This is a genomic window from Pontibacter beigongshangensis (genome assembly GCF_014332515.1).
In the GTDB taxonomy this organism is placed as follows: Bacteria; Bacteroidota; Bacteroidia; order Cytophagales; family Hymenobacteraceae; genus Pontibacter; species Pontibacter beigongshangensis.
This window is the reverse complement of the sequence record NZ_VFSD01000021.1, coordinates 84,269-98,544: the sequence shown is the minus strand read 5'-3', so window position 1 is coordinate 98,544 and position 14,276 is coordinate 84,269. Positions and strand designations below refer to the sequence as shown.

Sequence of the window (14,276 nt, the reverse complement as noted above, 5' to 3'; positions counted from 1 at the left end):
AGCAAAACAAAATTAGCAAATAGAGGCGTTGTGGATTGACATAAAAACATTTGCTGCACCTGTCACCACAGCCTCTGCTTCACCTGAAAACTGTTATTTTGTCTCCTTGTCAGCCACAAAACCCTTGATAACTGATCAATATTTAGTTGATGTTATTTTATGTATAATCGACTGAAATTCAATGGGTTTATTATGGGTTAGAAGGTGAATTATCTATATTTTAATAATATAAATTGATGTTGCTGCTGATGCCTTGCAAATTTGAATACTAACAATCGTGCGTTAGTAAAATTGGCGTTTTAGCAGGTTACGTGGCAGATAAGTCTCAGTATCACAGGCTGTAAGGTTTTGCCTGTAGGTTCCAGCCTGATATTTCTTTCCATTCTATACTTAATACCACCATATGAAAAAGAGTTACCTTTTGCTTTTTTCCTGGCTGCTGCTTTGGCTGCTTTCCTTTGAAATCCTGGCGCAGCACAACCCGTACAAGGCACCGCTCTATTGGAGTGTGTATGAAAACAACTATGTGAAGGAGACGCAGCATGTGCAGGATAATTACATATCGGAAGAAGAGTGGCTGGCCAACATTAATTGGGTAGATGCGAATCTCAAAGACCTGGGCTATAAGATGATTTGTATTGATGGCTGGGGCGATGTGTCGCAGTACAATCAATATGGCTACCGCACTACCCACTCCAGGCACTGGGAGCACGACTACGCCTGGTGGTCCGGCCACCTGCAGCAGCGGGGCATGACACTGGGCATGTACGGCAACCCGCTCTGGATAAACAAAGATGCCGCCGCAGCCGGAGTTAAAATTAAAGGCACTGATATTCCTCTTTCGAGCATCATCGATTACAATGAAGAAACCCTTTGGTTTACTTGGGTGCAGGTAGACCGTCCGGGAGCGGAAGAGTATGTGAAGGGCTATGTGCAGCACTACGCTGACATGGGTATCAAATATTTCCGGGTAGATTTTCTCTCCTGGTACGAAACCGGTCATGACCAGAACATGAACCAGCGGGTGGGGCCAAAAAGGCCGCGGGAGCACTATGAAACTGCCCTGCGATGGATGCGGGAAGCCTGTGACGCCAACGGCATGTTCCTAAGCCTCGTGATGCCACACCTGTACGACGAAGCTGCTCTGGAAACCAAGTATGGCCACATGGTCAGGATTAATGAAGATACCGGCGACGGCGGCTGGTGGAAATGGAACGAAAATGCCCGCGGCATCAGGCGTGCAGGCTGGTCGCAATACGCCAATGCGGTGGACGGCATGACCTACTGGTCACATATAGCAGGCCGCAACAAAATGATTCTGGATGCGGACTTTCTCCGGCTGAACACCTTTGCCAACGACGACGAAAAGAAAAGTGTCATCTCTGCTTGCCTTATCTCCGGCGGCCCCGTAACCATATCTGACCAATATAATACTATAGGCAGGGATTTGTGGCTGTACCAAAACAAGGAATTGCTGGCCCTCAACCATGACGGTTTTGTAGGCAAACCCCTCACCAACGACCCGACCGATGAACGAAGCCAGACTTGGAAAGGGCAACTATCCAACGGTGACTGGATAGTGGGTTTCTTTAACCGCGAGAACACCCAAAGAACCAGGAGCATTGTCTTTAATGCCGAACTGGGACTTAAAGGCGATGCTTATGTGCGGGACTTGTGGCGCCACGAAGATATCGGGCAGATGCTGTCGTATAGCGTAACGGTGCCGCCAAGAGGCTGCGTTATCGTCAGGATTTCCAAAAGCAAGCCTACCCAAGTAAATGCACCTGCATTCGGCCAGGCAAGCGGAATTTTTGCATCGCCACAAAACGTTACGCTGGCCTCTGCAACCGATGGTGCCAAAATCTTCTACACACTTGATGGGACAGCGCCTACAACTGCTTCTACTTTGTATACCGGGCCTTTTACCATATCCAAAACAACCACCGTCAAGGCCATGGCAACGAAAAAGCCTTTGAAAGATTCACCTGTCGTGGCGGCTACCTATAACATCAACCTTCCGGGGCCGCTTCCTGCTCCCTGGCAAAGTGCTGCTATTGGTGGTGTAAATGCTGTGGGTTCAGCTTTCTTTGCAGATGGTGCTTTTACCAATACCGGTTCTGGTGAGGATATAGAAGGAGCTGCAGACAGTTTCCAGTTTGTTTACCAAACTATTGAAGGGGACGCCACCATCACTGCCAGAGTAGCTGCTATGTCCGAATCGCATGACTGGGCAAAAGCGGGTCTGATGATTCGGGAGAAGCTGGACGCGAATTCTAAGAATGCTTTCATTGCCTTAACGCCTGCTAACGGGGCTATCTTCCAGAACAGGTCCGAAACAGGGGGCGGCACCAGCGGCTTACTTTTTTCGGGAGGAGCACCTGTCTGGCTGAGGCTGCAGCGGGTAGGTAACCAGCTAACCGCCTTCCGTTCTGTGGATGGCATCGGCTGGGTACAGGCAGGTATGCCGGTGACGGTTGCTATGGGTGCCACGGTACAGGCAGGCATGGCATTTACCTCGCACCTAAACGGCACGCTTGGCGCTGCTACCTTTGACCAGGTAACGATAGGCCATGCCGCGAATGCTGCTGCGGTACCGGTTTACAGTATTGGAGGAGGTACTTATCAAGAAGAGCAGACTGTTTCCCTTTCAACGGCAACACCGGGAGCTGTTATCCATTACACAACGAACGGCACAGTTCCTACCACTTCTTCTCCGGTATATGATGGTCCTATCATAGTAGCCTCTACCACGACAATAAAAGCAATAGCTGTAGCGGCTGGCAAAGTAACATCACCAGTGGTGTCGACCACTTTTATGCTGGCCGTTCCCAACCCAGCTATTGTATCGGGGGGTGTGTATAAATTGTTAGCCCGCCATAGCGGAAAAGCACTGGATGTTGTGGGAGGTTCTACAGAAAACGGCGCGAAGCTGCACCAGTGGGATGATTATGAGCTGGCCAGTCAGCAATGGAAAATTGAATATCTGAACAACGGATTTTATGCCATCACAGCGCAGCACAGCCAGAGAGTAATTGACGTAGCAGGCAGCTCCTTGGACGAAGGCGCAGTAGTACACCAATGGGAGAACTACTACCTGCCCAGCCAGCAATGGAGTATTGCAAGTACCAGCGACGGTTATGTCAGCTTTCGGAACCGCCAGAGCGGTAAAGTACTCGATGTATTCAGGGCAGCTCCTGAAAATGGAGGGGCTGTGAAGCAGACAGCATATACCGGCGCAGAAAGCCAGCAATGGCAGCTGGTTCGTGTAGATGCCGCAGAAACATCTGATGCTATGTATTTGGGAGGCAGCTTCAACGGCTGGTCGCCGGGCAATACTTCCATGACGATGGAAAGCGGCATCTGGAAAGTAACCGGTATTACCATAGAAGCGGGAGACCAGCAGCTTAAGTTTGTTAACACCAGCAACTGGTCTGGCAACGACTGGGGCAATGCCTCCGGCTTAACAGGAAGCGCAAGTTTAACCACAGGCGGAGGCGCCAATATTTCGTTCAGCATCAAACACACTGGTACCTATACCATCACTTTTGATGAGCAAACGCTGGCGTATGCCCTGGTGCGGGAGAATGTCGTTACCGAAAGCGTTTATGCCATCACCGCCCGCCACAGCGGCAAAGCGCTGGATGTAGTGGGAGGTTCTTCAGAGAACGGTGCCCTGGTGCATCAGTGGGGCTTCTTCGGGGGTAACAGCCAGCAATGGCGCATAACGGCAGTCGGCGACGATTACTACACCCTCACCAACCTGCACAGCGGCAAAGCCATTGACGTGGCTGGCGGTTCACAGGAGGAAGGTGCCGCTATCCACCAATGGGAGCGCTTTTCTAATTTCCCAAGCCAGGAGTGGCGCTTTGTGGCGACAGGCGACGGCTACTTCAGCATCGAAAACCGGAACAGCGGCAAAGTGCTGGACATATACAGTGCCTCACAGGACAATGGCGCAACCATAAGCCAGTCCTACTATACTGCTACCACTCACCAACAGTTTTCACTGCAGCCGATTATCCAAACAAGTGTAGTAGCACAGGCCGTATCAGCAGAGCAGTTGTCCACTATCATCTATCCCAACCCGTCCCGTGACTTTGTGAAGCTGTGTATCGGCAGAGATACAGCAGGAACCACTGATGTGGCAGTCTACAGCTCCGTTGGCAAACTGATTTATAAAGCCTTTGCTGAAGCAGGGGATACCATCGACATCAGCACCGACAAGTGGCAAACTGGACTGTATCTCGTTCATGTAAAAAGTGGTGATAAAGGTGCCGTTCATAAACTTATTAAGGAATAGGTCTTGGCAAATCCAGCTTGCTGCTCTACCTATCTGCTACCATAGCTACTCCGGCTATAGCAGCAGCTAAAATGGGTGTTTTACGCACCTTCTCTTTTAATTATCCTGCTTCCTCCTAACCATTAATAAGATATCAGGGTGACGAAAAATTACTGCTCGTCACCCTGGAACCCCTATGCCAGTAAGGTATTTCTTCACCCTAAGCAAATTCATCTTCAACCTTTTAGCCATTCGCTTATTATGTAACAGTAACATTTTTCTTATCCATTCACCTTTAAAAATAACTTATGGGAAATCTAGTACAATTTCAGTGTATTACCAGGAAGTACTGCCAACACACAAGCGGCCGATGGCAACATCAGCTTATTCGCATGTTGTCAATGGTTATTTGTTTGGTTACAGTTTTTGCATTTTCAGAAAGTGCCCGGGCGGCGGCGCGGGCCAAACCGGTCCGGCAGATAGCTAGTGGTGAATGGATAAAGAGTATCTCAAAAGATAAAGCAGCCTATTCGCCGGGAGCTGTCGTGGATTTTACACTGGCGTTAGAGCAGTCGGTCACAGGATTGTCGCTGCAGGTGTCTTATTATCATTTGTCAACCGTCGTTACGCAGCAGGCAGTAGTGGTATCCGGGAATACGGTCAACTGGTCGTGGGTAACGCCTAACGCTGATTTTAATGGCTACATGGTAAAAGCCGAGCTTCGGAACGGAAGCACTGTTCTAGATGAGGTAACGATTGCAGTAGATGTGTCATCTGACTGGACGAAGTTTCCACGATATGGTTTCTTGTCAAAGTACAGGCAGGATATAACAGACACTACCTTTGCCCCCATCTCTGATTGGGGCATGGATACGGTCATCAACAAGCTCACCCGGTTCCACATCAATGGACTGCAGTTTTACGACTGGATGGACACGCACCACGACCCGCTGGCCGGAACAGCCTCTAATCCTGCTTCTGAATGGGATGAACTTAGCGGCAAACGAGCTTATTTAAGTACCGTGAAAGGATACATAGACAGAGCGCATAATAAAAATATGAAAGCGATGTTCTATAACCTCGTTTATGGCGCCTATCCAAATGCCCCGGGAGTAAATAAAGAATGGGGGTTATTCTGGAATCAGGATGGCACAAACCAATGGAGCCACTGCTGCTTTCATCATTCCTGGGAAACCCAAAACTTACCAGTTTATGACCCCGGTAATGCAAATTGGAGAAATTTTATTATTAATGCTCATAATGAAGTATATGATGCGGCAGGCTTGTCATTTGATGGCTATCACGCAGACCAGTTAGGAAAGTTCGGTCCGCTTTACAAGTACAATAGCTTCATCGAAACGCATCCCAACCAATCTTTTGGCACCTTTTTAACTGAATCTAAAAATGCCAGGCCAAATAAATACCTAGTTATGAATGCCGTTGATCAGTATGGGCAAGAGAACATCACGCAGGCTCCGGTAAGTTTTACTTATTCCGAACTGTGGGGGGCTCATGAAGGGTATTATGACCTTGGTAAAGCTATACAAACAAACATAGAGCTAAAAAACACTAACACAGTATTAGCGGCTTATGTAAACAAAGATAAGTCGGAAAATACAGGGATCTTTAATGACGCAAGTGTGCTGATGGCCGATGCCGTTATCTTTGCTTTTGGCGGGGCGCACATCGAACTAGGTGAGCACATGCTGGCAAACCCATATTTTCCGAACAACAACCTGAAAATGTCAGCACAGTTGGAAAATGACTTGCTGACCTATTACGATTTCGCAGTAGCTTATGAAAACATTCTACGCGATGGGAGAACCTTTAATAATGTAACGCTCTCGGGTGCAGGATCATCTGTTAACTCGGTGACTTACTGGCGCGAAGATCAGCACGAAATGCAGGGCAAAGTCGCTACAGTAGGTGTGCAGTGGGGCAACAATCAGGCATTTCACTTGCTCAATTTCTCAAATGCAAACCATATGAATTGGAGGGATAATGCACAATCGCAGCCCGTACCAATAACCATCAGCGATCTATCTTTGCAGTTTTCTTACACTACTCCCATTACCCGCATGTGGGTAGCATCGCCGGATTTCAACAACGGACTGCCGCAACTGCTTACATCGTCGCAGTATTCACAGGCAAACGGGGTGGTAACAGTAAACCTGCCTCAGCTGAAATATTGGACCATGCTTGTAGCCGAAACCGGAAGCAGTGTGGCAACCGTGGCAGCGCCTGCTTTTAGTACGGACGGTGGCACATATACCGCTGCACCCACTGTCACCATTGCCTCTGCTACACCTGATGCTATTATCCGCTATACCCTTGATGGTACCACACCAACTTCCATTTCACCGCAGTATACAGGCCCAATCACCATCTCTAACTCCTGTACCCTCAACGCCTACGCCTCCAAAGCCGGTCTGGCGGATTCACCTGTATCCACGGCAGCCTATACCATCAGTATTCCTGCAGGAGGAATTGTATCCGGAGGCATCTACCAGATTTCGGCAAGGCACAGCGGCAAAGTGCTGGAAATAGCAGGCGGCGAAACAGCTACCACAAACGGAGCCATGGCGCAGCAGTGGCAGTACACTGGAGGAGCCAACCAGAAATGGAAGATTGAAGATGCAGGCAATGGCTATTATAGAATCTTTGCTACCCACAGCTTAAAAGCTCTGGATGTAGCTGGAGGAAGCACAGCGGAAGGTGCAGACCTGCACCAGTGGGAGCCTTTAACCACGGAAAGCCAGGAGTGGAGCCTGTTCGATGTTGGCAGCGACTACCTTAAAATAGAAAACAGGAAGAGCAGCAGCGTATTGGATGTGTATGGAGCCGCTACCACAGATGGCACAGCTGTAAAGCAGTACCTGTATACCGGGGTACAACACCAGCAATGGTCGCTGCAGCTGCTGAGCAACGCTATGGAAACGGCTGCTATCCCAATTATCAGCTCCGTAGACGCTTCCGTTACCTACACAGGTCCTGTGGCTGTTACCATTACCTCGGCTACTTCGGGGGCTACTATCCATTACACCACCGACGGCAGTACGCCAACTACAGCATCGGCTGTATACACCGGTCCGGTTACAGTTTCAAATACCTGTACTCTAAAAGCAGTCGCCTTTAAACCAGGAATGATTAATTCCTCAGTCGCCACAACAGCTTATTCCATCAGCGCACCGGCAGGTGTGGTAGCAGGCGGTGTGTATAAAATTACAGCGAAGCACAGTGGCAAGGCACTTGATGTAAAGCAACAGTTAACCACCGATGGTACCATCATTTACCAATACGAGTACCTGGGCGCGGCAAACCAAAAGTGGCTGTTGGAAGGACCTGGTAATGGTTACTTCAAGCTCATCGCGACACATAGTTCCAAAGCTATGGATGTGGTCGGTGGAAGCACAGCAGAAGGAGTCGCCATTCACCAGTGGACGCCGGTAAATACCACGAGCCAGGACTGGAGCATTATAGATGCAGGTGACGGCAACTTCAAAATAGAGAACAGGAAAAGCGGCAAAGTGTTGGATGTATACGGTGCCTCCACTGCCAACGAAGCAGCGGTAAATCAGTACTTCTATACAGCCGCCGCACACCAGCAGTTTGCTATTGAGCCGGTTTCCCAAAACAGAGAAGCTGTGCCTGCTACGGTTGAAGCAGAACAACAACTCACTCAGATTTACCCGAACCCAGCCCATGGCTCCGTAAAAATAAGCCTGAACAGCAAATTGTCATCTACAGCAGAAGTTACCATTTACAACGCCGTAGGCAAACTGGTATACAAAGCCTCCGCCGAAGCAGGTGCTACCCTCGACATCAGCACCGGCAAGTGGCAAGGTGGTCTGTACCTGGTGCATGTAAACAACGGCACAGAAGCCACTATACAGAAACTAATTATCAGATAACCTTCTTCTGAAAAGCAATTAAGTTCATAAATCTCTTTTTTTGCGAAGTAGCAGCTGTAACATATTACGGCTGCTACTTTTTTATTGCACCTTAAGCAGATTTCTTACCCTGTTGTAGGGAAAAAGTTTAAAATGCTTCCTACTTTGATGCTTTTAAGACAGATTAGGCTCTAAAATGTGCTTATACTTTTATTAATACATTTTCTGTTTATAATTTTGGTTTTCAACATGTTATGTGGTATTGGTCGCTGTTATTTTCTATATTTTAGGTTTATAAATTGATGTTTATTGCAGAGCACCACAAATTTGCAATACACACTAACAATCGTAAGCGTTAGCCACCGGCCGCTAAACCTTTGTTCTTAAAGAAGTTTTTCAGCTGCTGTGCTTCTATATCCCTTAATTGTTTGCTGGTGTTTTGCATTGCTTTTTATCACTATTTACCATACATAATATGCTCCGTAAAATATATTTAAGCCTTGTGGCCTGTTTTCTCACGTTGCAGGTATATGCGCAGGTACTCACCTCGCCAGATAGAAACCTGACGCTCACCTTCGAATTGAAAGAGAATGGCGAACCCACTTACCAGTTAACCTACAAAAAGAAACTCGTTATCAAACAAAGCAGGTTAGGCCTGGAAACAAAAGATGCGGGGTCCTTTGCCAAAGGGTTTACTGTAGCCAACACAGAGCAGGCTTCCGTAGACGAATCGTGGAATCCTGTTTGGGGAGAAGTGAAAACTATCCGCAACAACTATAACGAACTGGCGGTGACCTTAGCGCAGCAGGAGCCTAAAAACCGCAACATGATTATACGGTTTCGTTTGTTCAATGACGGCCTAGGGTTCAGATATGAATTCCCGGCGCAGCCTAATCTTTCCTACTTTGTTGTGAAAGAAGAAAAGACACAGTTTGCTATGACCGGCGACCACACCGCCTTTTGGATTCCAGGAGATTATGATACGCAGGAATACGACTATACCACTTCTAAGCTTTCGGAAATCAGAGGCCTGATGAATGCCTCCATAACAGAGAATGTATCGCAAACATCATTCTCGCCAACCGGTGTGCAAACCTCCCTGATGATGAAGTCTGATGATGGCCTCTACATCAACCTTCACGAAGCAGCGCTTATCAATTTCCCAGTGCTGCACCTGAACCTGGACGATAAGAATATGGTGTTTGAGTCTTGGCTGACGCCCGATGCAAGAGGCGATAAAGGGTATGTGCAGGCACCCGCTACCACACCTTGGCGCACTGTCATGGTAAGCGACGATGCCCGTAAAATTCTGGCTTCAAAGTTGACTTATAACCTTAATGAGCCCAGTAAAATAAAAGATACTTCCTGGATAAAACCGACCAAATATGTAGGTGTCTGGTGGGAGATGATTACAGGTAAAAGCTCCTGGGCTTATACCGATGAATATCCTGCTGTACAGCTTGGTGTGACCAATTATACCAAAGCAAAACCAAACGGCAAACACGGCGCCACCACAGCCAATGTGAAGCGGCATATCGATTTTGCAGCAAAACATGGTTTCGATGCCGTACTGGTAGAAGGCTGGAACCAGGGCTGGGAAGACTGGTTCGGGAACTCCAAAGACTATGTGTTCGATTTCGTGACGCCGTATCCCGATTTCAATGTGCAGGAAGTAAGGGATTATGCCAAATCTAAAGGTGTAAAAATGATTATGCATCACGAAACCTCCTCATCCATTCGCAACTACGAACGGCACCTGGATACAGCCTATCAGTTCATGAAAGACAATGGCTACGATGCCGTGAAAAGTGGCTACGTAGGAAATATTCTTCCCCGCGGCGAGAACCACTACAGTCAATGGATAATAAATCATTACCAGTATGCCATTGAAAAAGCTGCAGATTATAAAATCATGGTTAACGCCCACGAAGCTGTTCGCCCGACCGGTATCGCCCGTACCTATCCAAACCTGATTAGCAACGAATCGGCCAGAGGAACAGAATACCAAGCTTTTGGAGGCTCTAAACCCAATCACGTCACGGTCCTGCCGTTTACACGTCTGATAGGTGGCCCTATGGACTATACCCCCGGCATTTTTGAAATGGATTTGCATAACGGATCCCATGTAAACAGCACACTGGCAAACCAACTGGCTCTCTACCTGACCATGTACAGCCCGTTACAAATGGCCGCAGACTTTCCTGAAAACTACGAAAAATTTCCGGATGCCTTCCAGTTTATTAAGGATGTAGCCGTTGATTGGGACGATAGCAAATACCTGGAGGCAGAGCCGGGGGCCTATGTAACGGTAGCCCGTAAAGCAAAGAAAACCGGGCAGTGGTTCTTAGGAAGTGTAGGCGGAAACGAGGCGCGTACCTCTAAAATAAAGTTCGACTTTTTAGAGTCAGGGAAAAACTACATAGCCACTATCTATGCTGATGCAAAAGATGCCCATTTTAAAACAAATCCGCAAGCGTACACTATCCAAAAAGTAGTGGTGAACAGTAAATCTAATTTATCGCAGTTCGTCGCTCCCGGAGGAGGTTTTGCTATCAGCTTTATAGAAGCAGATAAAAACCAGTTGAAAGGGTTAAAGCGTTTGTAGCTGACGTCCTCTGAGCGTGCATATGCTGCATTAGGTTATTATAAAGACTGCTGCACCTGCCTCCACAGCGACTGCACCACCAAAGGAAGGAACAGGTAGTTTAGGCAAAGAGCATCCATCAAAGCCGTTGCAGGTTCTGTGGATGCTCTTTGATTTTAGGATGATTGGTAAAAAAATAGCAGCTGCGTTTTCTGAATGGGCCTTAAATCCAGGTAGCTCCTGCCACCATAGCCACTGCTGCAATAAAGAGCTGTAACACAACTGCTCGAACTTATCTTCCTGAAGGGAAGCCCCAGGCAGCTTTAGAAATTTCAAGAATGTAAGTCACCTGGTACAAAACTCCTTATCAGCCAAAAATGCACCCACTATAACAGCCCCCACACTTTGGCAATTAGCTGCCATTTTTACCAGCTGCTAGCTACTGTGGGCGATTTTTTTGTTGCTCAATATGCTACAGGCAGTACACCACATGCATTAAAGTCAAACCATAAGTAAGTTTTATCTCCGTTCTACAGTCAGTTGTAGCCTCTTTATAAGTGCCTTTGTCTTCATAATTAGCTTATATTATTATTAAATAAAACCGATCGTAAAAGCCTCATATTCAAGGTGTAGTAAATAAAAATTGCCAGTATTTTCTATATTTCAAATGTATTAATTGATGTTGCTTTTAAAGCCTTGTTCATTTGTGGGGTAAATAACGATTGTTAGTGCGAAGGCGATTCCTTAATCAAAGCAAGTAAATCAACAGCCGGAGACTATACTAACAAGTACATATTTGTTTAACCTTTTAAAGCACAAGCCTATGATACTGATAGCAGATAGCGGAGCGAAAAAGACGGATTGGCGGATAGTCTATGAGTCGGGTACTGTTAAGCAAGTTTTTACAGTGGGCATTAACCCGCAGTACCAGGACGTGAACCAGTTATACCAGATTGTCACAAACGAGTTGCTCCCGCAGATGGAAACAGAGCCGGCAGCAGTCATTAAATACTACAGTGCCGGCTACAGCTCCAGTGAGCGGAATGAACTGCTGGAAGAAGTCTTGCGACGTGCTTTCCCACAAAGCGAAGTAAAGGCTGACCACGACATGCTCATGTTCTTAAAGCTGCAGCATTTAAGCCCTGAGGCGCTTCAGCATTATTTATATCCAAACCTATGAATCTTGTAGCAGACAGCGGCTCCACCAAAACCGACTGGCGCATCCTCTACGATGCAGGTGTGACAAAACAGGTATACACCAGAGGTATCAATCCGCAGTACCTCAACCCGGACCAGATTTACCCTATCCTGGAGGAAGGACTCCTGCCGGAACTGAAAGGGGAGCAGCCTCAAATTATCTACTATTATGGTGCAGGTTGCAGCTCTGCAGACAGGAACCTGCGGGTGGAGAAAGCGCTACGAAAAGCTTTCCCGGAGAGCGAACTGCACGTAGACCACGACCTGCTGGCAGCAGCGCGCGCCGTGTGTGGCAACGAACCTGGTATTGCCTGCATCCTGGGCACCGGCTCTAATTCCTGCCTCTACGACGGTAATCAGGTAATCGACAATGTTCCCTCGCTGGGTTTCCTGCTGGGCGACGAAGGAAGTGGCGCATGCCTGGGCAAAATATTGATAAAGGCATACCTGTACCGCGAATTGCCTGCCGAGTTGGCGCAGGCCCTGAAGCAAAAGTATAATCTGACTAAAGATAGTATCCTGGATACGGTATATAACAACAGCATGCCCGGCACTTACCTGGCTGCTTTTACACGTTTTGTGTTGGATAACATAGAGCACCCGCTGATGCAGGAGATGGTGTACCAGAACTTCGATGGCTTTTTCGCAACACAGGTGAGTAAGTACTCGGGTTTTACAGAACTGCCGGTAAACTTTGTCGGTTCCATTGCCTACCATTTCTCTGAGGGGCTGCACCAAGTGGCAGAAAAGTACGGTGCACGTATTAGTACCATCATCAAAAGCCCTGGCGAAGGGCTGGTCGCTTTCCACCGGAAAATGGAACAACTGGCTTAAATGTAACAGATATATCATCTAAATCTAAAGATAAAATATGGCCGTTTTAGCACCAGCCTCCAAACCAGCCGCCACTCCTTTTGGAAGTGAGGCTCCAAAGAATTACACTGGTTCCCTGGTAACCGTAACCATGCTCTTCTTTATGTGGGGCTTTATCACCTGCCTCAATGATATCCTGATACCAAAGCTGAAGGCCGTGTTTGTACTGCAGCACTGGCAAGCCATGCTGATTCAGACGGCCTTTTTTGGAGCTTATTTTATAGTTTCACTGCTTTACTTCGGTTTCTCCATCACCAAAGGTGACCCCATCATCCGGATTGGTTACAAAAATGGCATCATTACGGGCTTGTTTGTGGCGGCTACCGGTTGCCTGCTTTTTTACCCGGCGGCGGAATTCCTGAGCTATGGCTTTTTCCTGCTGGCGCTGTTTGTGCTGGCTTCAGGTATCACCATTCTGCAAATTGCGGCTAACCCTTATGTGGCAGTTCTCGGACCTGCTGAGAGTTCTTCCAGCCGTATGAACATGACGCAGGCACTCAACTCGCTGGGTACTACCATTGCCCCGGTAGTAGGTGGCTTCCTGATTTTTGGAGCAGCAGAGGGAATGCAGGCAGTGGGTGCAGAATCCGTGAAGCTTCCTTACCTGGGTTTGGCAGGAGCCTTACTGGTCCTGGCTGCCATAATTAAACTGGCGAAGCTCCCGCAATTAGCAGGAGAGGGGAAGATAACAGCCGATGCAGGTGCCTTGAAACACCGGCACCTGGTGCTTGGCATTCTGTGCATTTTCATGTACGTGGGTGGCGAAGTGTCCATTGGTAGTTTCCTGATTGGGTTTCTGGAGCTGCCGCAGGTAGCGGGATTGGCCGAGTCGGAAGCAAAATATTACCTGGCCTTTTTCTGGGGTGGCGCCATGATTGGCCGGTTCTTCGGAGCCATCGGGCTGGCGCAGTTCAATAAGAGCAGCCACAAGTATGGCCTCATCGCGGTAATAGCGGTCCTTACCTTTATTACCGTTTACCAGCTTTACGACCTCCACCTGGCGCTCACAGCACTGGGCCTTATCCTGCTGAATATGGTGGTGCTGTTTGCCGGAAGATTCATTCCAAACCGGACCCTTGGTTTGTACGCAATCAGTGTCATTGTACTGCTCTTGTTTGCTATTTATGGACGGGGAGAAGCGGCCATGTGGTCCTTAATAGCCATTGGCCTCTTCAACTCCATCATGTTCCCTACCATTTTCGACCTTGCCATCAAAGGCTTGGGCATCCACACCAGCCAGGGGGCATCCCTGCTCGTGATGGCCATAGTAGGTGGCGCCATCGTGCCGCCGCTGCAGGGAATTATTGCTGACGCCTCCGGTGAACTGCAGCTCTCGTTCTTCGTGCCCCTGCTGTGCTACGCCTATATTGTGTACTACGGCTTCCTGGGTTCTAAACCGGTGAAGCGGGAAAATAATTAAAAGGCTACTCCGGCTCATTCCTGCACTTTCAGG

At 48.0% G+C, this 14,276-nt stretch carries 7 protein-coding genes; 6 read left to right on the top strand and 1 reads right to left on the bottom strand.

Annotated elements, in window-relative coordinates:
* Positions 1 to 403: 403 nt before the first annotated feature.
* From FJM74_RS16635 to FJM74_RS16625, 3 genes are all read left to right on the top strand, one after another.
* Positions 404 to 4,300 carry an RICIN domain-containing protein gene (locus tag FJM74_RS16635; protein WP_187263765.1) on the top strand — a complete coding sequence of 1,299 codons (3,897 nt, stop codon included), beginning with the start codon at positions 404 to 406 and terminating at the stop codon, positions 4,298 to 4,300.
* A 371-nt stretch (positions 4,301 to 4,671) separates the two neighbouring features.
* Positions 4,672 to 8,190, top strand: a complete 3,519-nt coding sequence (locus FJM74_RS16630) for a glycoside hydrolase family 66 protein (RefSeq protein ID WP_187263764.1) — start codon at positions 4,672 to 4,674, stop codon at positions 8,188 to 8,190.
* Positions 8,191 to 8,644: 454 nt separating this feature from the next.
* Entirely contained in the window at positions 8,645 to 10,774 is a 2,130-nt protein-coding gene (locus tag FJM74_RS16625; RefSeq protein WP_187263763.1) for a glycoside hydrolase family 97 protein, read from the top strand.
* 30 nt (positions 10,775 to 10,804) lie between these two features.
* Here the strand turns inward: FJM74_RS16625 and FJM74_RS16620 are convergent, their stop codons facing one another.
* The gene (locus tag FJM74_RS16620) at positions 10,805 to 11,089 is read right to left on the bottom strand and encodes a hypothetical protein (RefSeq protein WP_187263762.1); all 285 of its coding nucleotides are present in this window, start codon (positions 11,087 to 11,089) and stop codon (positions 10,805 to 10,807) included.
* 487 nt (positions 11,090 to 11,576) lie between these two features.
* Between FJM74_RS16620 and FJM74_RS16615 the strand changes: the two genes are divergently transcribed.
* From FJM74_RS16615 to FJM74_RS16605, 3 genes are read left to right on the top strand one after another with little or no spacing between them, the layout of a single operon-like run.
* Positions 11,577 to 11,933 carry a hypothetical protein gene (locus FJM74_RS16615; RefSeq protein WP_187263761.1) on the top strand — a complete coding sequence of 119 codons (357 nt, stop codon included), beginning with the start codon at positions 11,577 to 11,579 and terminating at the stop codon, positions 11,931 to 11,933.
* Positions 11,930 to 12,784 (top strand): hypothetical protein, encoded by an 855-nt coding sequence (locus FJM74_RS16610; RefSeq protein WP_187263760.1) that lies wholly within the window; start codon positions 11,930 to 11,932, stop codon positions 12,782 to 12,784. The genes FJM74_RS16615 and FJM74_RS16610 overlap by 4 nt, the downstream gene beginning before the upstream one ends.
* A 37-nt stretch (positions 12,785 to 12,821) precedes the next feature.
* Positions 12,822 to 14,243: a sugar MFS transporter gene (locus tag FJM74_RS16605; RefSeq protein WP_187263759.1), complete on the top strand. Its 1,422-nt coding sequence runs from the start codon at positions 12,822 to 12,824 to the stop codon at positions 14,241 to 14,243.
* The last annotated feature ends 33 nt before the right edge of the window (positions 14,244 to 14,276 follow it).